Source organism: Sphingomonas sp. T1, assembly GCF_902506585.1.
Taxonomy (GTDB): domain Bacteria; phylum Pseudomonadota; class Alphaproteobacteria; order Sphingomonadales; family Sphingomonadaceae; genus Sphingomonas; species Sphingomonas aerolata.
This window is the reverse complement of sequence record NZ_LR733875.1, coordinates 978,032-1,001,113: the sequence shown is the minus strand read 5'-3', so window position 1 is coordinate 1,001,113 and position 23,082 is coordinate 978,032. Positions and strand designations below refer to the sequence as shown.

Annotated in this window: 18 protein-coding genes and 1 pseudogene; 9 read left to right on the top strand and 10 right to left on the bottom strand. The window is 69.5% G+C overall.

The window, feature by feature from the left end; genetic code table 11:
* Nucleotides 1-85 precede the first annotated feature (85 nt).
* Nucleotides 86-718 (bottom strand): TetR/AcrR family transcriptional regulator, encoded by a 633-nt coding sequence (locus GV027_RS04375; protein ID WP_159511099.1) that lies wholly within the window; start codon nucleotides 716-718, stop codon nucleotides 86-88.
* An 85-nt stretch (nucleotides 719-803) separates the two neighbouring features.
* Between GV027_RS04375 and GV027_RS04370 the strand changes: the two genes are divergently transcribed.
* Genes GV027_RS04370 through GV027_RS04360 form a run of 3 tightly spaced genes read left to right on the top strand, consistent with a single transcriptional unit; the run spans nucleotide 804 to nucleotide 4,955 of the window.
* Entirely contained in the window at nucleotides 804-2,246 is a 1,443-nt protein-coding gene (locus GV027_RS04370; protein WP_159511098.1) for an efflux transporter outer membrane subunit, read from the top strand.
* Nucleotides 2,246-3,415, top strand: coding sequence for an HlyD family efflux transporter periplasmic adaptor subunit (locus GV027_RS04365; RefSeq protein WP_159512725.1), 1,170 nt, complete (start codon nucleotides 2,246-2,248; stop codon nucleotides 3,413-3,415). The genes GV027_RS04370 and GV027_RS04365 overlap by 1 nt, the downstream gene beginning before the upstream one ends.
* Before the next feature lie 10 nt (nucleotides 3,416-3,425).
* Entirely contained in the window at nucleotides 3,426-4,955 is a 1,530-nt protein-coding gene (locus GV027_RS04360; RefSeq protein WP_159511097.1) for a DHA2 family efflux MFS transporter permease subunit, read from the top strand.
* A 47-nt stretch (nucleotides 4,956-5,002) separates the two neighbouring features.
* Here GV027_RS04360 and GV027_RS04355 read toward each other — a convergent pair whose 3' ends face one another.
* On the bottom strand, nucleotides 5,003-7,693 hold the full coding sequence (locus GV027_RS04355; RefSeq protein WP_159511096.1) for a TonB-dependent receptor plug domain-containing protein: 2,691 nt from the start codon (nucleotides 7,691-7,693) through the stop codon (nucleotides 5,003-5,005).
* A 424-nt stretch (nucleotides 7,694-8,117) separates the two neighbouring features.
* On the opposite strand from GV027_RS04355, the gene GV027_RS04350 reads away from it, so the two are divergent.
* Both GV027_RS04350 and GV027_RS04345 read left to right on the top strand, forming a co-directional pair.
* Nucleotides 8,118-9,218, top strand: coding sequence for a serine hydrolase (locus tag GV027_RS04350; protein WP_235188233.1), 1,101 nt, complete (start codon nucleotides 8,118-8,120; stop codon nucleotides 9,216-9,218).
* 98 nt (nucleotides 9,219-9,316) lie between these two features.
* Nucleotides 9,317-11,752 carry a bifunctional diguanylate cyclase/phosphodiesterase gene (locus GV027_RS04345; RefSeq protein WP_159511095.1) on the top strand — a complete coding sequence of 812 codons (2,436 nt, stop codon included), beginning with the start codon at nucleotides 9,317-9,319 and terminating at the stop codon, nucleotides 11,750-11,752.
* Between the two features lie 3 nt (nucleotides 11,753-11,755).
* On the opposite strand, the gene glsA is transcribed toward GV027_RS04345, so the two are convergent.
* The 3 genes from glsA to GV027_RS04330 form a co-directional block, all read right to left on the bottom strand.
* Nucleotides 11,756-12,691 carry a glutaminase A gene (gene glsA / locus GV027_RS04340; protein ID WP_159511094.1) on the bottom strand — a complete coding sequence of 312 codons (936 nt, stop codon included), beginning with the start codon at nucleotides 12,689-12,691 and terminating at the stop codon, nucleotides 11,756-11,758.
* A 69-nt stretch (nucleotides 12,692-12,760) separates the two neighbouring features.
* Complete coding sequence (locus GV027_RS04335; protein WP_159511093.1) at nucleotides 12,761-14,587, bottom strand: hypothetical protein; 1,827 nt, start codon at nucleotides 14,585-14,587, stop codon at nucleotides 12,761-12,763.
* A complete protein-coding gene (locus GV027_RS04330) occupies nucleotides 14,584-14,811 on the bottom strand; it encodes a hypothetical protein (protein ID WP_159511092.1) in 228 nt (75 codons plus the stop codon). Before GV027_RS04330 ends, GV027_RS04335 begins: the two co-directional genes overlap by 4 nt.
* A gap of 115 nt (nucleotides 14,812-14,926) precedes the next feature.
* On the opposite strand from GV027_RS04330, the gene GV027_RS04325 reads away from it, so the two are divergent.
* Entirely contained in the window at nucleotides 14,927-15,379 is a 453-nt protein-coding gene (locus GV027_RS04325) for a hypothetical protein (RefSeq protein ID WP_159511091.1), read from the top strand.
* A 46-nt stretch (nucleotides 15,380-15,425) separates the two neighbouring features.
* On the opposite strand, the gene GV027_RS04320 is transcribed toward GV027_RS04325, so the two are convergent.
* The 5 genes and pseudogenes from GV027_RS04320 to flgG all read right to left on the bottom strand — a co-directional run.
* Nucleotides 15,426-15,731 (bottom strand): hypothetical protein, encoded by a 306-nt coding sequence (locus tag GV027_RS04320; RefSeq protein WP_159511090.1) that lies wholly within the window; start codon nucleotides 15,729-15,731, stop codon nucleotides 15,426-15,428.
* A 220-nt stretch (nucleotides 15,732-15,951) separates the two neighbouring features.
* Nucleotides 15,952-16,830 carry a flagellin gene (locus GV027_RS04315; RefSeq protein ID WP_031395278.1) on the bottom strand — a complete coding sequence of 293 codons (879 nt, stop codon included), beginning with the start codon at nucleotides 16,828-16,830 and terminating at the stop codon, nucleotides 15,952-15,954.
* A gap of 157 nt (nucleotides 16,831-16,987) precedes the next feature.
* On the bottom strand, nucleotides 16,988-17,719 hold the full coding sequence (gene flgH, locus GV027_RS04310) for a flagellar basal body L-ring protein FlgH (protein WP_159511089.1): 732 nt from the start codon (nucleotides 17,717-17,719) through the stop codon (nucleotides 16,988-16,990).
* A 10-nt stretch (nucleotides 17,720-17,729) separates the two neighbouring features.
* On the bottom strand, nucleotides 17,730-18,188 hold the full coding sequence (flgA, locus tag GV027_RS04305) for a flagellar basal body P-ring formation chaperone FlgA (protein ID WP_159511088.1): 459 nt from the start codon (nucleotides 18,186-18,188) through the stop codon (nucleotides 17,730-17,732).
* Nucleotides 18,185-18,898, bottom strand: a pseudogene (flgG, locus tag GV027_RS04300) (flagellar basal-body rod protein FlgG); the annotation flags it as partial. The gene flgA and the pseudogene flgG, both read right to left, overlap by 4 nt.
* Between flgG and GV027_RS04295 the strand changes: the two are divergent.
* The 3 genes from GV027_RS04295 (at nucleotide 18,891) to GV027_RS04285 (ending at nucleotide 22,922) form a co-directional block, all read left to right on the top strand.
* Nucleotides 18,891-20,909, top strand: coding sequence for a FlgK family flagellar hook-associated protein (locus GV027_RS04295; protein WP_159511087.1), 2,019 nt, complete (start codon nucleotides 18,891-18,893; stop codon nucleotides 20,907-20,909). The pseudogene flgG and the gene GV027_RS04295 overlap by 8 nt on opposite strands.
* A gap of 11 nt (nucleotides 20,910-20,920) precedes the next feature.
* Nucleotides 20,921-21,829, top strand: a complete 909-nt coding sequence (locus GV027_RS04290) for a flagellin (protein WP_107931515.1) — start codon at nucleotides 20,921-20,923, stop codon at nucleotides 21,827-21,829.
* Nucleotides 21,830-21,923: 94 nt separating this feature from the next.
* The gene (locus GV027_RS04285; protein ID WP_159511086.1) at nucleotides 21,924-22,922 is read left to right on the top strand and encodes an adenosine kinase; all 999 of its coding nucleotides are present in this window, start codon (nucleotides 21,924-21,926) and stop codon (nucleotides 22,920-22,922) included.
* Nucleotides 22,923-23,082 lie beyond the last annotated feature (160 nt).

Sequence of the window (23,082 nt, the reverse complement as noted above, 5' to 3'; positions counted from 1 at the left end):
GTGGTGGACAGGGCGGCGGCGGTGGTGGCGACACGGTTGCAGCGGGGGAGGACGCTCCGGGTTCCGGCACCCGCGCGTAACGCCGTTACGGCGCGACCTCTGCCCCATAAGCGCGCGTGAACAGATCGAGCGCGCGCGCCGCCTGCCGCCGCGCTTCCTCGGGACCGGGCATGCCGACCACCCCCCAGAGCCGCAGACTCTGTTGCGTCTGGGCGAGCAGCAGCAGGTGCATCGCCGCCTGCACCGGATCATCGGCGCGCAGGTCGCCGGCGTCCATCCGCCCGCGCAGATAGAGTGAAAGCTGCTCGATCACGATCTGCGGGCCGCGGGCATAGAAGATGCGACCGATCTCGGGAAACCGCCCGCCTTCGCCGACGATCAGCCGGTGCAGCCGGATGCTGTCGGGATGTAGCAGCTTGGCCTGGAAGCGTTCGAGGAAATCGAGCAGCGTCGTCGCACAGTCGCGCCCCGGGCGCAGCGCATCCTCGAGGCTCTGGCGGAAGTTCGACGTGACATCGTCGAGCACCGCGCTGAACAGATCCTCCTTGGAGGGGAAATAGGCCCAGAGCGTCCCCTTCGACCCGCCGAGCTGCACGGCGATCGTCGACATCGAGGTGGCGGCATAGCCATGGTCGAGAAACGCCTCGCGCGCGGTCGCCACGATCGTCTCGCGACGGGCTTCGCGGTTCAGATCGCGGCGGGTTTTCGGCTCGGACATAGCCGTACTATACGGTACGATTATTTATTGACAAGTCCACGACCCGGGACCATCTGCCGAGCGTACGCAGGAGTACGATGATTCAATGCGACTGATTCGATTCGCCGGCTGCACTGCAATCGCAGCCGGGCTTGCCGGCTGCGCGGTGCCCGATGTGGGGCCGCCGCCCGTCCTGGCATCCGCGGACACCTATGCATCGCGCAACAGCCTCGCGTCGAACGGCCCGGCGTCGAATGCGGCGTGGCCGGCGGCGCAGTGGTGGCGGGGCTACGGCGATGCGCAGCTTGACACGCTGATCACCGAAGCGCTGGCGGGATCGCCCGACATCGCGATCGCGGCGGCCCGCGTGCGGACCGCGCGCGGTGCGGTGCAGCAGGCGGGTGCTGCCAACCAGCCGCGGCTCGACGCCGAGGGCACGGTCGGGCTCAACAAGCAGAGCTACAATAACGGCATCCCCGCGGAGTTCATTCCGAAGGGCTGGAACGACACGGGCCGGCTGGCACTCGACGCAGGTCTCGATCTCGACCTGTTCGGGCGCAACCGCGCGGCGCTGGTCGCGGCGACGTCGGAGGCCGAGGCGGCGCGGCTCGACGGCGAGCAGGCGGCGCTGACGCTCGCGACCGATATCGCCGCGCGCTATGCCGATCTCGCGCGGCTCTATGCCGAACAGGACGTGCTGCAGCGGGCGAATGCGGTGCGCAGCGCGAGCGAGCGGCTGGTGAACGAGCGGGTCGCGATCGGGCTCGATACGCAGGCCGAGCTCAAACAGGCGCGTTCCGCGGTGCCGGCGTCGCGGGTCGACTTGGCCAGCAACGCCGAACAGATTGCGCTCGCCAAGAACGCGATCGCCGCGCTGCTCGGGGCCGGGCCCGATCGCGCACTGACGATCACCCGGCCTGCGGTCCCCGTGCTCGCCACCGAACTGCCCGCCGACGCGGCGATCGGCCTGATCGGCCGGCGTCCCGACGTCGCCGCCGCCCGCGCCCGCGCCGAAGCGGCGGCGAGCCGGATCAAGGTCGCCCGCGCCGATTTCTACCCCAATCTCAGCCTGTCGGGGCTGATCGGGCTGCAATCGCTCGGCCTCGACAACCTGTTCAAGGGCGGATCGAGCATCGGCAATGTCGGCCCCGCGATCAGCCTGCCGATCTTTCGCGGCGGCGCGCTGCAGGGCCAGTATCGTCAGGCGCGCGGCCAGTATGACGAGGCGGTCGGCAGCTATGACCGCATCGTGATCAACGCGCTGCGCGAGGTCGCGGATGTCGTGACCAGCCGGCGCCAGGTCGCAGCGCAGATGCGCGATGCGCGCGCGTCGCTGGTCGATGCCGAAGGCGCGTATCAGGTCGCGCAGCTGCGCTATCGCGGTGGCCTGTCGACCTTCCTCAACGTGCTGAGCGCCGAGGAAGCGGTGCTGACCGCGCGGCGTTCGGTCGCGGCGATCGATTCGCGCCGGTTCGCGCTCGACGTGCAGTTGGTGCGCGCGCTCGGCGGCGGCTTCCAACCCCTTATCCAGACCAGCGGGACACGATGATGGACACCCCATCCCACGACAGCGACCAGACTCCCGCCGAGGAGCCCAAGGCCGACGCCAAGGTCGACACCGCCAACCCCGGCAAGCGCAAGCGGCTGCTGCTGATCTTCGCGGCCGTGCTGGTCGTGATCGCCGTCCTGTATTTCGTCTACGATGCGCTCGTGCTGTCGAAGCGCGTGACGACCGACAATGCCTATGTCGCCGCCGAAACCGCGCAGGTCATGCCGCTGGTCAGCGGGCAGGTGATCGCGGTCACGGTGAGCAACACACAGACCGTCAAGCGCGGGCAGGTGTTGATGCGGCTCGACGATGCCGACCTGCAGATCGCGGTCGCGCAGGCCGAAGCCGATCTGGCAGGCGCCGAGCGCCGCTATGGCCAGACCGCGGCGACGGGCGATGCGCTCCAGGCGCAGGCGAATGCGCGCGGTGCCGATATCGGTGCCGCCCGCGCGCAGCTGCTGCTCGCCCAGGGCAATCTCGACCGCGCGCAGATCGATTATCAGCGTCGCCAGGCGCTGGTCGCGGCGGGCGCGGTATCGGGTGACGAGGTGACCGCGGCGACGAACGCGCTGCGCACCGCACGCGCCAATGTCGCGATCGCGCAGGCGGGGATCGCGCAGGCGACCGCGACGCGCGCCTCCGCGCTCGAGGATCGCGCCGCCAACACCGCGCTGACCCGCGGCACGACGCGCGACAACGCCCCCGAGGTCCTCGCCGCGCGCGCCAAGCTTCGTCAGGCCCGGCTCGACCTCTCGCGTGCGGTCGTGCGTGCGCCGATCGACGGCGTGATCTCGCAGCGCAACGTCCAGATCGGCCAGCGGCTCGCGCCCGGCACCGCGGCGATGGTGATCGTGCCCGTCGACCAGCTCTATGTCGACGCGAACTACAAGGAAGGCCAGCTGCAGCATGTCCGCGTCGGCCAGCATGCGACGCTGATCTCCGACCTGCACGGCGACGACGTCGTCTATCACGGCCGCGTCGTCGGGCTCGCCGGCGGGACCGGCGCGTCGTCCGCGCTGATCCCCGCGCAGAACGCGACCGGCAACTGGATCAAGGTGGTCCAGCGCCTGCCGGTGCGGATCGCGCTCGATTCCAAGGAACTGCGCGACCATCCGTTGCGCGTCGGGCTGTCGATGGACGCCGAGATCGACATCTCGGGCGATCGCTAGGAACGGATCGATGGCCGCCGACACGTCCGCGCCGGTGCTGACCGGCCCGCGCCTCATCCTTGCGGGCTTCGTGCTGGCGCTGACCAACTTCATGGTGGTGCTCGACACGACCATCGCCAATGTGTCGGTGCCGCATATCTCGGGCGGGCTCGGCGTGTCGCCGACCCAGGGGACCTGGGTCGTCACCTCCTATTCGGTCGCCGAGGCGATCTGCGTGCCGCTGACCGGCTGGCTGGTCCGGCGGTTCGGCACGATCCGCGTCTTCATGGCGGCGATGATCGGCTTTGCGGTCTTCTCGGCGCTGTGCGGCCTCGCCTCGTCGCTCGGCGCGATGGTCGCGTTCCGGATCGGGCAGGGCTTTTGCGGCGGCCCGCTGATGCCGCTGACGCAGACGCTGCTGCTGACCATCTTTCCCCCGCAGAAGCGCGCGGCGGCGATGGGGGCCTGGGCGATGACGACGGTCACCGCGCCGATCCTCGGGCCGATCCTGGGCGGGACGATCAGCGACAACTGGTCCTGGCCGTGGATCTTCTACATCAACCTGCCGATCGCGATCTTCTGCATCGTCGGCGTCTTCACGCTGCTGCGCAAATCGGAGACCAAGACCGAGATCGTGCCGATCGACCGGTTCGGCCTGTTCCTGATGGTCGTGTGGATCGCGGCGCTGCAGATCATGCTCGATCTCGGGCGCGAGCATGACTGGCTGGGGTCGAGCTTCATCGTCGGCTGCGCGATCGTCGCGGCGATCGGCTTCGTCACCTTCCTGATCTGGGAGCTGACCGCGGGCAATCCGATCGTCGACCTGCGCGTGTTCCGGCACCGGGGATTCACCGTCGCGGTGACCGCGCTCGCCTTCAGCTTCGGGACCTTCTTCGCCTCGGTCGTGATCATCCCGCAATGGCTGCAGTCGACGATGGGCTATACCGCGAGCGATGCGGGCTATGTGACCGCGTTCAACGGCGTGCTCGCGGTGATCTTCTCGCCGATCGTCGCCAAGCTGAGCAACAAGGTCGATCCGCGCGCGCTGGTGTGTTTCGGGATCTTCTGGCTCGGGCTGACGTCGGTGCTGCGGACCTTCTGGTTCAGCGGCGCGGATTTCTGGATCCTGGCGGCGCCGCAACTCGTCCAGGGGCTGGGCATGCCGTTCTTCTTCATCCCGCTGACGATCATCGCGCTGGGCGCGGTCAATCCCGAGGAGACCGCGTCGGCGGCGGGCGTGATGAGCTTTCTGCGGACGCTGGCGGCGGCGATCGGCACCTCGATCGGCAGCACCATTTGGCAGAACAACGCGCAGACGAACCGCGCCGAGCTGACCAACATCCTCAACAACGGCGATCAGGTGATTGCCAACGCGCAGCGGCACGGACTGAGCGCGGAACAGGGGCGAGGGCTGATCGAGCGGGTGGTCGAGCAGGAAAGCTTCGCGCTGGCGACGAACCACCTGTTCGCCTTTGCCGCGCTGATCTTCTTCGTGTCCGCCGCGATCATCTGGCTGGCGCCGCGGCCCGCCCGGCCGGTCGACCCCGCCGCCGCGCACTGATCCGGTGGTGAAAAGACGGGGGGCACCGCGGCGCCCCCCGTCCGGTCTCAGTATTTCACGCGCAGACGCGTATAGTAGAAGCCGCCGTTGAAGCCGAACGGCCCGCCGTTGCGCGGATAGACCTGGCCGTCCGACGTGCCGCCGGTCAGCGGATAGATCTGCACGGTCGAGGTCGGCTTGAGCCGGTCGGGATGCTCGTCGGTGAAGTTCTGCGCGCCGACCGCGACCGTGAAATGCTCGGCGAAGGTGTAGCTGAGCTCCAGATCGGTGACGAACTTGCCGCCGAACACCTGGTTCGGCACGCCGTTGGTCTGGCCGTAATCCTGCGCGCTGGTGAACGAGCTGTAGTAATTCTCGCGGACGTTCAGGCTCAGATTGTCGAGCGTCCAGCCGGCGTTGAAGACGACGCGGTGCTTTGGCGCGAGATTCTCCGCGTCGATCAGCTGCGCGGTGCCGACCACCCGGGCATCGAACTCGGTAACCTTGGTGTCGTTGTAGTTATACGCCAGCGAGAAGTTCAGCTCCGCCTCGCTGAACCGCGTGCGGTAGGTGCCGACGACGTCGATGCCCTGGGTGCGCGTCTTGAAGCCGTTGGTGAAATACTGGACCTGGCCGCCGACACCGACCGGCAGCAGCGCCGGCTGCGCGGCAAGGTCCGCCGCGGTGACGATGAAGGGCGAGGTCAGGCCGATCCGGTTGCGCAGGTTGATCCGGTAGCCATCGACCGTGACCGTCATTCCGCGGACCGGTTCGAGGATGAAGCCCAGGCCGTAGTTGGTCGACTTTTCCGGGGTCAGGTTGCTTGCGCCATAATATTGCGCGACCGCGGTGTTGGTCGGGTAGGTGCCCGCCTGGAACGCGACGCCGTTGTTGAACGAGGTCGTGACGATCGAGACGTTCGACTGGCCCGGCGACGGTGCGTGGAAGCCCGTGCCGAAGCTGCCGCGGACCGAGAAGGCGTCGGCGAACTTGTACAGCGCGTTCACCTTGCCGACCCAGGCATCGCCGAATGTGTTGTAATGTTCGTACCGGCCCGCCGCACCGACCGTCAGCGCATCGGTCAGGTCGGTTTCGAGACCGACATAGGCGGCATAGGCCTTCTGGCTGAACTTGCCTGCGGTGGCGGGGCTGGTGCCGGCATAGCCGCTCGCGCCGACGCCCTGCGCCGCGGTCGTGCCGGAGGCGACGTACACGCCCGGCGCGGTCTGGGTGAAGAGCTGTTGCGCGATCGCATAGGGCCCCGCGGCATAGGATTGCGTGTCGCCCGCAGTCTGTTCGTAGGTCTCCTTGCGGAACTCCCCGCCGGCCGAGATGGTCAGCGGTGCGGCGAGACCGAGGTCGGCGGCATAGGTGAAGTCGGCGTTGAAGTTGGTTTCCTTCTGGATCAGGTCGCCAAAGTCGAAGCTGGTCTGCGTCGCCGGGCCGTAGGAGAAATTGGCCGAGTCATACATCGACAGCGACAGCTTGTTGCGCGCCAGCGTGCCGGACAGGTCATAGCTGAAGGCGCCGGACGTGCCCTTGTAGCCGAGCACCCCGTACACTTCCTGCGTCTTGCCGACGAAGCGTGGCGTGAAGCCGGCGGGGTAGAGCGTGCCGAAGCGGAAGGTGTTGCCGTCGCGCACGAAGCCGCCGCTCGGGCAGGTCGCGTTGCCGGCGGGGCAGGGGGTGAGGAAGAAGGTGTTGTTGAACGCGCCGTTCGCGCCCTGATTGCGGACCACGCCGTTCGTGTCGACCGCGGTGCTCGACACCGAGGCGCGGTAGTTGAAGCTCTGATTGCCCTTGCTCTGCGCATAATTGGCAAAGACGTAGATCTTGCTGTTGTCGGTGACGTTGATCGCCGAGTTGTAGACCGACTTGAAGCCGTGCGAGGGCGAATTGCCCCAGATCTGCACGGGCAGCGGATAATTGGGGAGCTGGTTCGCGAGCGCCGGGAAGTTCTGCGCGAAATTGGCGGCCGACGGGCGGGTGCGGCCGCGGCTGGTCTGGCCTTCGTCGACATATTCGCCGGTGACGTTGATGAAGCCCCAGTCGCCCTTCACGCCCGCATTGCCCGCGATCTGATAGCTTTCGCCGTCGCCCGCATAATATTGGCCGGCGCGACCGACCAGTTCGATCCCCTGGTCCTCGCGCAGGCCGTAATTGAGCACGCCGGCGATCGCGTCGGAGCCATATTGCGCGGTCGCGCCCTCGCGCAGCACCTGCAGATTGCCGATTGCGAGCGACGGGATCGCCGAGATGTCGGGCCCCTGCGCACCGCGACCGAGCCCGGTGTCGCTGCCGCCATAGACCTGCACCAGCGCGGAGCGGTTATAGCGTTTGCCGTTGATCATCACGAGCACCTGATCGCCCGACAGGCCGCGCAGCGACGGCGAGCGGACGAAGGTCGAGGCGTCGGAGATCGAATTCTGTCCGGCGTAGAAGGACGGCACGATATTCTTGAGCGCGTCGATCATGTTGGCGGCGGGCTGCGACGTCAGCTCAGCCGAACTGATCACGTCGACCGGCGACGGCGACGTGGCGAGCGTGCGATCTGTCCGGCGCGTGCCCAGCACGACGATGTCGTTCGACGGCTCGGGGGTCGCGCTGGCGGCGTCGGGTACGCTTTCCTGCACGGCGCTGGCCGGTGCGGGTGCGGGCGCGGCGCCATCCTGCCCGCTGCCGGGCGTCGCTGCGAAGGCGGCGGACCCGGCAAGAAGTGCGGCCGCCAGTGCGACGGTCGAGGTCGTGTATCTGATCATCCTAAGCCCCCTTTGAAAAGTGGCCCTCAGGATCCTCCCCCATCATCGCCGTTCCAGACCGCCGATTCCCCTTGGCGCGCCTGCGGAAATTGCCCTGTCACGCACAAGGACGGCCGCCTGTCCGGCTTCGTCCCTGACCTGTCCTGGCAACAAACGGCCATAGCGGTCCCGTCTTTGCAACCGAAAATACGCATCACTTTCATATGGACGTCATAATGTTGCAGAATTGACGCAATCGATTGTCCCGGTTCCAGCCAGCATGGGGCGGCGGACGTGGTAGGCGGGGCACCGCCACCGGGGCCAAAGCCGGGTCGCGGCGGATCGGCGGCGTGCGACCGGCGGAACCCGAAACGCGGCGGATGCGGCAGCTTTCGGGTTCCGCGCAGCGCTCAGCGCGCTAAGCAGCGGACAAGGGGAACTTATCGTGTCAATTTCAGTGTCTCATCGCCTCGCCGGGATCCTCGCCGCGGTCACCAGCCTGGGCGCGTGCGTCCCCGCGGGTCGCCAGCCGATGCGCCCCGCACCGCCGCCGTTGACCGTCACGACCGTGGCGCCGGCACCCCGGCCATCGTCGCCGACGCGGCCGTCGACCAGGCCCCAGCCCGCGGCGGACCTGCTCAACGCGGTCCAGGCGCTCGGCGCGAGCTTCAAGGGACAGGTCGGCATCACCGTGCGCGACATCGACGAGGGCTGGGTGGTGGCTTGGGACGGTGACACGCGGCGTCCGCAGCAGAGTGTCAGCAAGCTGTGGGTGGCGATCGCGGTGATGGACGCCGTCGACCGCGGGCAGATTTCGCTGTCCGACCGCGTCACGCTGACGCGCGCCGACCTGACGCTGTTCCACCAGCCGATCCGCGCGCTGATCGGCGCGGACGGCTATACGACGACGATCGACGAGCTGCTGCGCGGTGCGATGACGCGCAGTGACAATACCTGCAACGACGTGCTGCTGTGGCGCGTCGGCGGGCCCGCGGCGATCAACCGGATGCTCGACGCCAAGGGTGTCGAGGGCGTGACCTTCGGCCCGGGTGAACGGGTGCTGCAGGCGAAGACCGCGGGGCTCGAATGGCGGCCCGAATGGGCGGGGGGCTGGGGCTTTCTCCAGGCGCGCGCGGCGATGACCTACGAGGCGCGGGCGAAGGCGCTGAACCGCTATCTCGCGGCGCCGTACGACGGTGCGTCCGCCAATGGCGTGACGCTCGGCCTGTCGCTGCTCGCGCAGGGCAAGCTGCTGAGCGCGCGTTCGACCGCGTCGCTGCTGACGCTGATGCGGTCGAGCAAGACCGGGCCGTTGCGGCTCAAATCGGGGCTGCGGCCGGGCTGGTCGCTCGCGCACAAGACCGGCACCGGGCAGGATCTGGGCAGCCTGTCGACCGGCTATAACGATATCGGGCTGCTCGTCGCGCCGAACGGCCATCGCTATGCGGTCGCGGTGATGATCGCCAGCACGCGCGAGCCGATTCCGGTGCGGATGCGGTTGATGGGCGACGTGACCCGGGCCGTCGTCGCCTCGGCGGGCAATTGATCGTGCCGGCCGGGCAAGGGGCCCTATCAAACCGTTTCGGTTATAACTTTCTTTAATAAGTTCATGCGATTGGGAGTGACTTCCTGAGAGCAAAGATCGTGGTTCCCCTTTTCAATCTTCATTTCGAGCATTCGGGGTCGCTGGTCGCCGTCGCAGTCGGAATCTGCCTGACCGCCAGCTGGTCGGTGGCGATGCTCGCGATCGATCTCGACCGGACCGCGGCAGAGCCCGGCGAACCGCTCGGCTGGCGGCATGCCGCGCTCGCACTCGCCGCGGGGCTCGGCGTCTGGGCGACGCATTTCATCGCGATCCTCGCCTATCGTCCCGACCTTCTGCTCCGCTACGACGTGCCGATCACGATCCTGTCCGCGCTGGTCGGCATCGCGCTGGTCGGCGTGCCGCTGGTCGCGGTCACCCGCCTGCGCCGCCGCGTCGCGCGGATCGCCGCGGCGACGATCGCGGGCGCGGGCATCTGGTGCATGCATGCGGTCGGGCTGACCGGCATGACCGATTGCGTCCACGTGTTTTCCTGGCCGACGAACATCACCGGGCTGATGCTCGGGACCGTGCTGATGGCGACGTGGCAGCTCCACCGCGGCTGGGCGCGGTCGCGCACCGCCGCCTGCATGCTGTTCGCGCTCGCGATCTGCACGACGCATTTCGTCGCGCTGTCGGGCGATATCGTGATCGGCAGCATCGGCGACGTGCGCGGCAGCCTGTTGTCGCCGGGCCTCGTCGCCGCCTGCATGGCGTTCGGCGTGTCGGTCACCTGCCTCGCCAGCCTGCTGACCTTCGAGCGGTTCAGGACGACGCGCGAGGAAGAGGGGCAGACGCTGAGAGCGGTGCTGGAGAGCATGTCGGACGGGCTGGTGTTCATCGACGGCCATGCCCGGCTGCAGCATTTCAACCACCGGTTCCTCGAGATGTACGCGATCCCGGACGGGGCGATCGCGCCGGGCATGCCGATCACCGTCTGTATCGACACCGTCGCGCGGCATCGCGGCTGGCGGCCCGAGCGGCGCGCCGAGATCCGCGCGGCGATGCAGCAATGGATCCGGACCGACGCGACGTTCGACCGCGAATGGGCGATGGACGATGGCTGCGTCTATCGGATGCAGTGCCGTCCGATGCAGTCCAAGGGCGTGGTGCTGACCTTCAACGACGTCAGCGCGGAGCGGCAGGCGCTGCGCAACCTGACGCACCTGGCCTATCACGACCCGCTGACCGGGCTGGGGAACCGCCGGTCGCTGCGGGAGCAGAAGGAGGCGCGGATCCGGATCGGCGCGCCCTTCTCGCTGCTGATGATCGACCTCGACGATTTCAAGCGGATCAACGATGCCTTTGGTCACGCGGTCGGCGACCAGCTGCTGGTCCATGTCGCGGCCGAGCTGACGCGGCTGCTGCCCCAGGACAGCTTCATCGCGCGGATGGGCGGCGACGAGCTCGCCATCCTCGCCAGCGAGACGGGTGAGGCGGCGGCGGCGCTCGCCGATTCGATCGTTGCGCAATTGAGCGGCGCGGTCGTCATCAACGGTTGCCGGCTGCTGCCGAGCTGCAGCATCGGGATTTCCCACTTTTCGGGCGCCTGTTCCGCCGACGACCTGATGAAGCGCGCGGACATGGCGCTGTACGAGGCCAAGCGGCTCGGACGGCGGCGCGCGCAGGCCTATCTGCCCGGGCTCGCCGAACGGCTCGCCGAACGTCAGGGGATCGTCGACGATCTGCACGAGGCGGTCCAGACGGGCGGCTTCGCGCTCGCCTTCCAGCCGGTCGTCGATCTGCTGACCGGGGGCACGACGGGCTATGAGGCGCTGATCCGCTGGAACCACCCGGTGCGCGGCTGGATCCCGCCGGGCGTCTTCATCCCGATCGCCGAACAATGCGGGCTGGTCGAGGATATCGGCCGCTGGGTGATGATGGAGGCGTGCCGCCACCTCGCGGGCTGGTCGCCGCATCTCAACGTCGCGATCAACATCTCCGCCGCGCAGCTGAAGTCGGAAGGGCTGCTGCACAGCCTGACCCAGGCGATCCTGATCCACGGCGTCGCACCCGAGCGGGTCGAGATCGAGATCACCGAGACCGCGCTGATCGACGATGCGGGCCGGACCGCGGTGATGCTCGACCGGATCCGCAAGCTCGGCATCAAGGTGTCGCTCGACGATTTCGGCACCGGTCAATCGTCGCTCGCGCATCTGCGCGACTTCCGTTTCGACCGGATCAAGATCGACCGCAGCTTCGTCGCCGAGGCGGCGAATGATCCGCGCTGCATGGCGGTGCTGCGCGCGACCGTCGCGATCGGCAAGGAACTGGGCGTGCTGACGCATGCCGAGGGGGTCGAGACGCGCGAACAGCTCAACGTGCTGCACGATATCGGCTGCGACGTGGCGCAGGGCTATCTGCTCGGGCGGCCGGTCGTCCCGTTCACCGATGCGACGGCGGACTTCGCCGAGCTGCCGGGGGACACGATCATCGGCGCACCCGGCGATACCGACCCGCAATCCTCGGGGGTGACGGTTACCCGGCTCGCCGCCTGAGCATCAGACCAGCGGCGGCCCGAACACCGACCAGCCTGTCCGGTGCGCGATCATCTCGAGCGCGCGGATGCCGAGGATGCTGTTGCCGTGCTGGTCGAGATTGGGCGACCAGACCGCGATCGCCGCACGGTCGGGCACGATCGCGAGAATGCCGCCGCCGACGCCGCTCTTGGCGGGCAAGCCGACCCGCACCGCAAAATCCCCCGACCCGTCATAATGGCCGCAGGTGATCATCAGGCCGAGCACCGTGCGGTGACGCTTGGCGACCGCGTCGGCCTCCGGGTCATCGGGCGTCCGCCGCGTCGCCGCGAGATACGCGCCCGCCTTGGCAAGGCCACGGCAATCGAGCGCGATCGCACAGTTGCGGACATAGGCGGCCATCACCGCGTCGGGATCGGCATGGAGATTACCGTGATGCCGCATGAAGCTCATCATCGCGCGGTTGAGATCGCCACCCTCCTGCTCGGACGCCATCACCTCCTCGTCGAACGTGACGGCATCGGACCCGGTCTCGCGACCGATCAGCCGGGCGACCGCCGGATCGTCGCCGTCCTCGGGCCGGTGTTCGACCAGGATATCGACGACCGCCAGCGCGCCTGCGTTGATGAACGGGTTGCGCGGCACGCCCTTGGTCCGTTCCAGATCGACGATCGAGTTGAACGGGTCGCCCGACGGCTCTTTCCCGACGCGCGCAAAGACGTCGTCGCCGATCGCCGCGAGCGCGAGGTCGAGTGCGAACAGCTTCGAGATGCTCTGGATCGGGAATGCCGTCGTCGCCGCGCCCGCGGTCAGCAGCGTGCCCGATGTCAGCGCGACCGCGATGCCGATCGGCCCGGGGACGGCCTCCTCCTTGCGGTCCGCCGACGCCTCGATCCGCGCGGCGTCGTCGGTGATCTCGGCGGCGATCTCGGTGATGATCTGCGCGATCGTGCTGGGCATGCGGCTCTCCTGGTGAACAGGTTGAACTCGCAGGCGGCGCGCATGATCCGTGGGCAGGGGCGCGGCGCCCTAGTCCAGTCGCGTCGACGTCCGCGCCGCCTGTCCCGCGGTCAGCAGGTCGCCGATCGCCCCGGCCGGTCCCGCCGCGGACAGCGCGGTCATCGCGGAATCGAGTCGCGCCGGGTCGAAGCCTCCGACCGGCGCGGTCAGCATTGCGAACACGGGCGCGGTGGGGAGTGCGGCAAAGGCGCGGGCATAGCGCCGGTTGAGCCGCGCCAGCGCGGCTTCCTGTCCGAGCATCGCATGGGCGATCGCCTGGCGCAGGACGATCGCCTGGCCCTCCGCGGACAGGCCGCCGCGCGGTCCGGGGGCGGGCAGCAGGGCGGTGCCGCTGGCGGCTAAGCCCGACCAGTCGCGCGCATGCCAGTCGAATTCAGCGCGGATCGGCGTCGCGTCGCGGATGTCGGCGAGCGTCGCCACCGCTTCGGCGTGGCGGCCGAGCAGTTCGAGCGCGACCGCCTGGAGCCGGCGGCGCTCGTCCTGGATCGCGTCGGGATAGGGAATCATCGCCGTCTCGCGCAGCACGCGGACCGCGGCGTCGGGCGCGCCCGCCAGGATCCGCAGCGTCGCGACGCGGATCGACAAGGGGCCCTGTTCGACGTCGTGCTGCGTGGTGGACAGCCGGCGTTCGAGCAGTTCGGCGGCGCGGCGATAGAGCCCGGCCTGTTGCAGCCGGTCGGCGAGCATCCACACCACGCGGTCGCCGTCCGCCCCCGTCGGCATCAGGTCGCGGTAATCCCAGAGCAGACCGGCGGCGGTGCCGAGCGGCATGGTCGATTGCGGCGCCACCAGCGCGACGAGATGCGCCTGGACGGTCGCCGACAGCGGCGCGGCGTCGGCGCCGACATTGCCGTAGCGCAGCAGCGCGGCGGCGGCCGCCAGCAGCGCGGATTCGTCGCCGCGGCGGGTGGCGAGGCTCATCGCCAGCGTCAGCCCGCGGCGCTCGACCATGCCCCCTCGCCAGCGGAACAGCAGCGCCGCCAGCCGGCGCGCCGCGACCGGCGGGGCGAGCGTGCGCGCGGCCAGATCGGTCTCGATCGTGCCGAGCGTGGCTGCGGCGCGCTGTTCGGCATTGCCGGTGCGTGCGGCCAGATCGAACCAGCGACGGCTCGTCGCGGCGGCGCCGAGCGCACGGTCCGCTTCGCCGTGCAACAGCGCGGCCGCCGCGTCGGTCGCCGGGATGCGATCGAGCCAGTCGCGCGCCGGGCCGGGCCTCCCTGCGTCGATCGCCGCGCGCGCGGCGGCGAGGATGAAGGGGCGGCGCGCCTTGGCGCCACGCGCGTTCAGCGCGGGCATCGCACAGCCGAGCACGCGCAGCGCCGGCGCCGCACGACCCGCCTCCGCCAGGATCCGCATCCGCCACAGACAGGTCTCAGGATCGGTCGCGAGCGCAGGGTCGTCGAGCGCCGCGATCGCCGGATCGGTCCGCCCGAGGCGCCCGAGCGCGACGCCGCGCGCGCGCCGCCACGCGGCGACCTTTGCAAGTCCGGTATCGTCGGCCGCCATCACGTCGAGCACGCCGAGCGCCTCGCCGGCGCGATCGCGCGCGATCAGGGCGACCGCATAGCGCCAGCGTGTCGCCTGCCGCGTCGCGGGCGTGGCGGTCGCGAGCGCCGCCCAGGCCGCCTCCTCGCTCATCGCGGTCCAGGCGGTGCGCGCCGGCGGCAGCGGCTGCGCGGCGAGCTCGGCGGCAAAGGGCGCAGGCGTGGGGCGGGCGGGGGCGGGTGGCGACGGTTGCGCGGGCGTCGTGCTCGGGTGCGTCGTCTCGGCAGCGCGTGCGGAATGCGGTCCGGCCAGCCCCGCGCCGATCGCCAGCGCGATGGCGAGGCGGATCATGCGAAGGCCAGCGTCACCGCGACCGCGGCGGCGGCAGCAGCCCCCAGGAACAGCAGCGCGAGGACGATCGTCGCGACCCTGTTGCCTGCAGCGGCATGATGACCATCGACTGGTCCGGTGGTCGGCATCGGTGCGATCGCCGTCGCATCGCCGCGCCGACGGGCGTCCGTCTCGGCACCGTTCGCGACGATCCTGACGCGCGCGGGTTTCTGATCGTGGCTCACTTGCGCTCCATCCCTCCGCTATCCTCCTATTATAGAGGCAAAGACCTGCGGATCGTCGGCATCGGCCGGCATTCGGGGCGACGTCCCGACGAAACCACAAACCGGAGCCCGAGCGATGCGCACCCGCCCTTCACTTAAGCAGATCGCGCTGCTGATCGCGGCGCTGCTGACCGCGCCAGTCATGGCGCCGGGCGCGGCGGCGTCCGAAGGGGGCGGGGCGGAAGGAGGCGGGGCGGAAGGTGAACCCGTACGGCCGTCGCCGCTGTTCGTGATGCTCGATCCACTCGACGTGCCGATCGTCGAGGGCGATCGCGCGGACGGACGGCTGAAGGTCAAGCTCGTGCTCCAGGCCGCGGATGTCGCAGGCGCGGGGGCGATCGAGACGCGTCGGCCCGAACTGCGCGAGGCGGCGCTGGTCGCGTCGATCGAATTTGCGCGGTTGCATGCCTCCGCGTCGACGCCGGTCGATGCACGGCGACTGGCGCAGGACGTCTCCACGGCCCTGCGCCGGGTCGATCCGACGATCGCGGCGGTGTTGCTGGTCGAGGTGGCGGCGCGCCGCGCCTGATCGCGCTCAAGTCCGCGCGCTGCGCCGAACCCCGGCCCGGCGTGTCTCAGGCGTTGGCGTTCAGCCCGTGCCGCGTCGCGCGGGGGCGGGTCGGCAACGGGGTGACGTCGGCCACGAGCTCGGGCCGGCCGGCGCGACGGCAGGCGAAGTCTTCGATTCGCGCGCCGGTGATCCGCGGCGACAGCAGCAGCAGCGCGATGCAGTCGGCGATGTCGGGATCATGCTCGCTGCCGATCGTCTCGACGACGTCGTCGAGCGTCATGCCCGGCGCGGTCAGCGCACAGGCCGCCGCGGCGGACCACAGCGCATGCGGGTCGGTGACCGAGAGCGACAGCGAAACGCGGTAGTCCATGACCTCATCCTCTCCGGTCGTTCGTGGCTGGTCCGCACGCCGGTTCGCTCGACCCTAGTCGAACCGGGCCGCACGGCTATTAAGGGATTACCCGTATCCAGGCGCGCCGCCGCCTGAAAACAGGCATGAAAAAACCGGGGTGGCCGATCGGCCACCCCGGTTTCCACGACCCCCCGCCGATGTGCTTGGGGGACTTGGCGGGATCGTGTCTCGTACCGGCTTACCGGAACAGCGAGGTGATCGTCTGCGGTGCCTGGTTGGCGATCGACAGCGCCTGAACGCCAAGCTGCTGCTTGACCTGCAGTGCCTGCAGCTTCGCCGATTCCTTGGCCAGATCCGCGTCGACCAGCTTGCCGACGCCGCTTTCGATCGCGTCCGACAGCTTGCTGGTGAACGTCATCTGTGCGTCGATCTTGCGCGACCCCGAGCCGAGATCGCTCAGCTTGGTGTTGAGCGAGCTGCCCAGCGTGTCCAGGGTATCGACCATCGCCTTGGCCTTGGCAGCCGTGTCGATTTCCGAATCCTGGCCGAGCACGCCGGTACCCACGCCCGCGGACGCGGTTTCCGTCGCCGGCAGGTCGATTTCCTGGTTGGCGATGGAGAGCGTATCGGGATCGTAGGTGTCGGTGCCGGTTGCCTTGTTGGTCAGCGACTGCAACGCACTCACGGTGCCGCCGCCGGTCTTGAGCAGGTTCGTACCGTTGAACTCGGACGAATCGACGATCGTGCTGATCTGGTCGCGAAGGGCGGTGAAGTCCTTGTTGTACGCAGCGCGGCTCTCGTCGCTGATGCCATCGTCCGACGCCTGCTTGGCGAGCGTCTTCATCTGGTTGACGACGTCCGAGATCTGCTCTGCGCCTGCGACCGCAACGTCGGCCACGCTCTTCGCCCGGCTGAGCGAGGAGTTGACCGCCTTGAGGCCACCCAGATCGCCGCGAAGGCCCTGGGCAATCGTGAAGGCTGCCGAATCGTCCTTGGTCGATGCGACGTTCAGGCCGCTGTTGATGCGGCTCTGGACGACGGACAGACCCTTGCTGGTCTCGTTGAGGGCCTGGAGGGCCGCCATCGCGCCAACATTGGTGTTAACGGACATTCCCATGATATTCTTCCTTCTGGAATAGTCGGTCGCTTCTGCGTCCTTGAGCCGTACGGCGGCTCGCCGACGGAGCGGTCAGATCCGACCCGCTCCTTATTCTGGGAAGAAATCCGGATAGTTGGTCGCGCTGCGCGGATTATTTGCAGCGTGGGCACGCGCCTCAGAACGGAAAGAGCGCGTCGTAGATCTGCTGGCCCCAGCGTGCCTGCTGCGCCTGCGTCAGCTGGCCGCGGCCGCCATAGCTGATCCGTGCCTCGGCGATCTGCGTGTGGCGGATGCTGTTGTCGCGGCTGATGTCCTGCGGGCGGACCATGCCGGTCACGATCAGCTCGCGCAGCTCGTAATTGACGCGGATCTCCTGGCGGCCGCGGATCATCAGATTGCCGTTGGGCAGCACGTCGGTGACGATCGCCGACATCGTCATGCTGATCGTCTCCGACCGGCTGATATTGCCCGATCCGTTGAACTGCGACTTCGAATTGCCGGCGATCAGCGGATCGGGCGTCGCGACACCGAGCCCCAGTGCTGCGGTCAGCCCCGCATTCTCGGTGCCGCCGCGCGTGCGCGCGGTCGTGTTGCCGACCTCGGCGCGATCCTGAACGTTGATCCGCACGGTCAGGATGTCGCCCTTGCGCGCGGCGCGCTGGTCGCCGAGAAACGCACCCGCGCCCGCGCGGAACAGCGATGCGTCGGGGGGCGCCAGCGCCAGTGGTGGCGCGGCGGGGCGACGGCTTGGCTGGCCGAGCGAATCCTCGGTCAGCGGGGTGTCGACCGCGGTCATCTCGCTGAGTTTCGGCGCCTTGCCGATCGTCTTGAGCTGGCCGATCGTGCCGCAGCTCGACAGGGCGGTCGCGCCGGCGAGGATCAGGAACATCGTCGCAGGTCTGGTCATCGCAGTCTCCTCATTGCGCGGCGACGCGGACGCTGCCCGCGCCCGTGACGACGCCATCGACGCTGTGGTTGGTGGACAGCGCGACGACGCGGACGACGTCGCCCATGCCGCCCGCCGCCAGCGCCCGCGCCGCGGTGGTGATCGCAAACCCGCGACCCTGGAGCGACAGCGTCACCGCCTCGCCGCGGCGCACCAGCCGGGGCGCGACGAGGTCGCCGGCGCGGACCATCGTGCCGGCGGGCAGCGCGCGCACCGCCTCGCGTCCGCTCGCCGCGTCCGCCGCCAGCACGCCGCGCGCGGCGACCGCGGCCCGCGGCTGCAGCTCGAAATCGGCCGCGCTCAGGATGTCGCCGCGCGCGATCGCGCGGGTGAGCACCGCGACGGGCGTCTCGGAAGGATCCGCCGCATGTGCCGGGAGCGCAGCCCCCGATGCCAGCAGGATCGCGACGGCGATCGTCAGGCGGCTCACCGGAGCTGGCTCGAGGTCGCGAGCATCTCGTCCGCGGTCTTCACCACGCGGCTGTTCATCTCATAGGCGCGCTGCGCGGTGATCAGCGCGGTGATCTCTGACACCGGGTTGACGTTCGACGCCTCGACAAAGCCCTGCAGCGTGTCGCCAAAGCCCGGCTGGCCCGGCGCGGCGACGGTCGGCTACCCCGACGAGGCGGTTTCGAGAAAGAGGTTGCCGCCCTGCGCCTCCAGCCCCGCCTCGTTGACGAAGGTCGCGAGCTGGATCTGGCCGACGGTCTGCAGCGCGGGATCATTGGCGAGCTTGACCTGGACTTCGCCGGTCTTCGAGATCGCGACGTCGACCGCCTCGGGCGGGATGACGATCGCGGGCTCGACGCGGAAGCCGTCCGCGGTGACCAGCTCGCCCTGTTCGGACAGCTGGAACGATCCGTCGCGGGTGAAGCCGATCTGCCCCGAGGGCAACGTCACCTGGAAATAGCCGCGCCCCTGGATCGCGAGGTCATAGCGGTTGCCGGTCTGGTTCGGCGCACCCTGTTCGGTGATGCGGTAGACGCCGCCGGTCTTCACGCCCGCGCCGATCTGGATCCCGGTCGGCACCTTGGCCTGGCCGTCACCGCCCGCCGCCGAACCGGGGCGCGTCTCCTGCTGATAGAGCAGGTCCTGGAACGCGGCGCGCTGGCGCTTGAACCCGGTGGTGTTCATGTTGGCGAACGTCAACACGCCCGGCTATGCGCGCGAAACGGTCGCGTTGCAGACGGGGGTCACCGCAGGCCGCGTCAACGGCGTGGTGGTCGGCGAACCCGGCCGCGTCGCGGACAAGTTCCTCGAAGCGACCGTCTATGGCCGCAGCGGCGATGCGGGCCGCGCCGAGGTCGAGGCGGGCTATCTCGACCGGTTGCAGTCGCTGCTCGGCGCGACCGGGTCCGAATCCGCGCTGCCCGCCCGGCTCGACGCGATCGCCGCGACCGCGACTGCGATGGCCGGCGCCAATGGCGGCTCCGCGGTCACCGCGCCCTTTGTCGGCATGGTCGAGGACGCGATCGGATCGATGCGCCAGCTCGGTCGCGACGTCGACGTCCTGCGCGGCGATATCGAGGGCGAGGTCGGTGACACGGTCGAGCGGGTCAACGCGCTGCTGCGCACGGTCGACACGCTCAATGATTCGATCTCGCGGCTGCAGGGGCTGGGGCGCAGCGCGTCGGGCCCCGCCGACCGCCGCACCACCGCGCTCGAGGAGCTCAGCGCGCTGATCGGCATCACCGCGCGCGAACAGCCGAGCGGGCGGGTGACGATCGATACCGCCTCGGGCGTCCCGCTGCTCGACCAGCGGCTGCGCCAGCTCTCCTATCCCGCCAGCGGGGTCGGGAGCGCGCAGCCGGTCTATCCGACGATCGACGTCCGGTTCGCCGAGGCGGACGGCACACTCGGCGCGGCGACCGGGACGACGCTCGACACGCCGGCGATGGGCGGACGGCTCGGTGGACTGCTCGACCTGCGCGACCGGCAATTGCCCGCCTTTTCGGCGCGGGTCGAGACGCTGTTCGCGGGGCTCGCCCGGACGATCAACGCCGCGTCCAACACCGGGTCGGCGGTGCCGCCGCCCGCGACGCTCACCGGCCGCGCGACCGCGCTGACCCGTGGCGACCGGCTGGGGTTCACCGGCGCGGCGCTGATCGCGGTGACGCGCTCGGACGGCACGATGGTCGCCGGCACCACGCTCGACTTCGACGCGCTCGGCGCGGCAGCAACGGTCGACGATGCGATCGCGGCGATCAATACCGGCCTGGGCGGTGCGGCGACCGCGTCGTTCGCCGACGGCACGCTCACCATCGCCGCGACCGGGGCAGGGACCGGCGTCGCCATCGCGCAGGACACCGCGCGGCCGAGCGCGCGCGCGGGGGTCGGCCTGTCGCACTATTTCGGGCTGAACGACATCGTCCGCAGCGACACGAGCATGCTCGTGCCCTCGGGGTTCACCACCGCCGATCCGCATCGCTTCGCCGCCGGCGAGGCGGTCGATTTCGCCTTGCGCGATTCGTCGGGCCGGCTGGTCGCGCGCTACGCGCTGACGGGTGCGACGGGGCCGACCTATGGCGACCTGATCGACGAACTCAACGCCAGTCCGCTCGGCGGTTATGGCCAGTTCGCGCTCGACGATGCCGGGCGCCTGCGGTTCTCGGCCACCCGCGCCGAATCGGGGGCAATGCTCTCGGTCCTGTCCGACACGACCGACCGCGGCGGCACCGGGCGCGGCTTTGCGGCGATCACCGGGCTGGGCGCGGCGGGGGCGGGGCTCGACAGCGCCGGGGTCCGCCGCGACGTGCTCGCCGATCCGACCCGCCTCCCGCTCGCACGCCTCCAGCCCGTAGCGGTGGGGACGAAGGCGCTGGGGCCGAGCGACCGGCGCGGCGCGACCGCGCTGGTCGATGCGCTGGCGAGCGCGGTCGATCTCGGCGATGCGGGGACGATGACGATCGCGCGCTTCTCCGCGGTCGTGCTGGGCGATGCGGGATCCGCCGCGTCGCGCGCCACCGATCGCGCGGACCAGATGGGCGCACGCCGCGACGACGCGATCAACCGCCGCGACAGCGTCTCGGGCGTCAATATCGACGAGGAGCTCGGCCAGATGGTCGTGCTCCAGAACAGCTATGCCGCCGCCGCGCGCGTCATGACCACCGCGAGCGAGATGTACGACACGCTTCTCGGCATGATCAGATAGGACCAGCATCGATGACCCGCATCGCCACCATCCCGCTCCAGCGGACGCTGACCGACGCGGTCCAGAAGGCGCAGCAGCGGCTCGCGCAGACGCAGCTGCAGCTCAATTCGGGCAAGAAGGCGAAGGACCTCGCCGATCTCGGCAGCGCCGCGGTCCGCACGTTGTCGGCGCGCAGTGCGCTGTCGATGCAGGCGGCGCAGAGCGCGGCGACGACCCGGCTCGGCACGACCTTGTCGCTGTACGAGGCCAATATCACCGCGATCGACACGATCGCCGGCGATCTCCGGACACAGCTGATGACCGCGGTCGGCACCGGCGCGACGCCCGCGCTCGGCAGCGCGATCGAAAGCGCCTTCAGCCAGTTCCGCTCCGCGCTCAACGCGACCGATGGCAGCGAGCCGCTGTTCGCCGGTGCGCAGGGCGACGCGATCCCGTTCAAGCCCGCGACGCTCGCCGAGACCGCGGGCACGACGACGCAGGCCGCATTCGGCAATGACGACGTCCGTGCCTCGGCGTCGATCGGCGGCGGCGCGACGCTGACCTATGGCGTCACCGCGAGCGAGCTCGGCGACGGCGTGCTCGCCGCGTTCCGGACGCTGGCCGAGGCCGGGCCGATCGGCGCCAGCCCCAGCGCAGACCAGGCCGCGGCGCTCAAGACCGCGATCGCGCAGCTCGACGCCGCCTTGCCGCAGGTCCGCGGGCTCAACGCCGCCAACGGCCTCCGCCAGGCGCAGATCGAGACGCTCGGCGCGCGCGCGGCCGACCGTGCCGCGCTGCTCGAGAAGATCGTCTCGGACAATGAGGATGCGGATTACGGCCAGATCTCGATGGATCTGATGCAGCGCAAGACGATGCTCGAGGCGAGCTATTCAGTGTTCGGCAAGGTCGCCGGCCTCAGCCTCGTCGCCTATCTGCGCTGACGCCGGCGGCTCGGGCACCCGGCGCCGCAGCGGTTGCGCCTGCCGCCTGCGCGAATTACGGCGAGCTTTTCCCGTTCGGTCCGGAGACCTCCCCTTGAGCACGCCTACCTATGACGTCGTCGCGATCGGCAATGCCATCGTCGACATTCTGAGCACCGCCGACGACGCCTTCATCGCCGAGATCGGTGTCGCCAAGGGCTCGATGCAGCTGATGTTCTCGTCCGAAGAAGCCGATGCGCTCTACGCCAAGATGGGGCCGGGCATGGAAATCTCGGGCGGATCGGCCGCCAACACCGTCGCCGGCGTCGCTGCGCTCGGCGGCAAGTGCGGTTTCATCGGCCAGGTCGCCGACGACCAGCTCGGCCAGGTCTTCGCGCATGACGTCCGCAGCATCGGCATCGAGTTCGCGACCCCGGTCCGCGCCGGCGACCCGACCACCGGCCGCTGCCTGATCTTCGTGACGCCCGATGGCCAGCGGACGATGAACACCTTCCTCGGCGCGGGCCAGTATCTGCCCGCCGCGGCGATCGACACCGCGATGATCGCCGACAGCGCGATCCTGTATCTCGAGGGCTATCTCTGGGATCCCGAAGAGCCGCGCGCCGCGATGCGCGCCGCGATCGATTGCGCACGCGGTGCAGGGCGCAAAGTCGCCTTCACGCTCAGCGACGTGTTCTGCATCTCGCGCCACGGCGGCGATTTCCGCCAGCTGCTGTCGGACGGCCTGATCGACATCCTGTTCGCCAATGAGAGCGAACTCGCGGCGCTTGCCGAGACCGAGGATTTCGACGCGGCAGTCGCGAAGATCTCGGCCCAGGTCCCGACGCTGGTCGTCACGCGCGGCGAACACGGTGCCTGCGCGATCCAGAACGGCACGCGCGCCGAAGTGAAGGCCGAGCCGATCGCCAAGGTCGTCGACACGACCGGCGCGGGCGACCTGTTCGCGGCGGGCTTCCTCCACGGCCAGGCACAGGGCCACGACCTCCACGCCTCGCTCAAGCTCGGTGCGGTCTGCGCGGCCGAGATCATCAGCCATGTCGGCGCTCGCCCGATGGTCGACATGAAGGCGCTCGCCGCCAAGCATATCGGCTGACGCCCCTTAAGCCGTCATTCCCGCGAAGGCGGGAACCCATACTGGCCGGCCGCGCGATAGACACGCAAACGCTGGAGGATATGGATCCCCGCCTTCGCGGGGATGACGGTCCGGCAGCAGGCACAAAAAAAAGGGCCGCGGGAGTTTCCTCCCGCGGCCC

Bases quoted from the DNA above. Each gene is read 5' to 3' on its own strand.
- GV027_RS04375 (WP_159511099.1), bottom strand. From the start codon at position 718: ATGTCCGAGCCGAAAACCCGCCGCGATCTGAACCGCGAAGCCCGTCGC.
- GV027_RS04370 (WP_159511098.1), top strand. From the start codon at position 804: ATGCGACTGATTCGATTCGCCGGCTGCACTGCAATCGCAGCCGGGCTT.
- GV027_RS04365 (WP_159512725.1), top strand. From the start codon at position 2,246: ATGGACACCCCATCCCACGACAGCGACCAGACTCCCGCCGAGGAGCCC.
- GV027_RS04360 (WP_159511097.1), top strand. From the start codon at position 3,426: ATGGCCGCCGACACGTCCGCGCCGGTGCTGACCGGCCCGCGCCTCATC.
- GV027_RS04355 (WP_159511096.1), bottom strand. From the start codon at position 7,693: ATGATCAGATACACGACCTCGACCGTCGCACTGGCGGCCGCACTTCTT.
- glsA (WP_159511094.1), bottom strand. From the start codon at position 12,691: ATGCCCAGCACGATCGCGCAGATCATCACCGAGATCGCCGCCGAGATC.
- GV027_RS04335 (WP_159511093.1), bottom strand. From the start codon at position 14,587: ATGATCCGCCTCGCCATCGCGCTGGCGATCGGCGCGGGGCTGGCCGGA.
- GV027_RS04325 (WP_159511091.1), top strand. From the start codon at position 14,927: ATGCGCACCCGCCCTTCACTTAAGCAGATCGCGCTGCTGATCGCGGCG.
- GV027_RS04320 (WP_159511090.1), bottom strand. From the start codon at position 15,731: ATGGACTACCGCGTTTCGCTGTCGCTCTCGGTCACCGACCCGCATGCG.
- GV027_RS04315 (WP_031395278.1), bottom strand. From the start codon at position 16,830: ATGGGAATGTCCGTTAACACCAATGTTGGCGCGATGGCGGCCCTCCAG.
- flgH (WP_159511089.1), bottom strand. From the start codon at position 17,719: ATGACCAGACCTGCGACGATGTTCCTGATCCTCGCCGGCGCGACCGCC.
- GV027_RS04295 (WP_159511087.1), top strand. From the start codon at position 18,891: ATGTTGGCGAACGTCAACACGCCCGGCTATGCGCGCGAAACGGTCGCG.
- GV027_RS04290 (WP_107931515.1), top strand. From the start codon at position 20,921: ATGACCCGCATCGCCACCATCCCGCTCCAGCGGACGCTGACCGACGCG.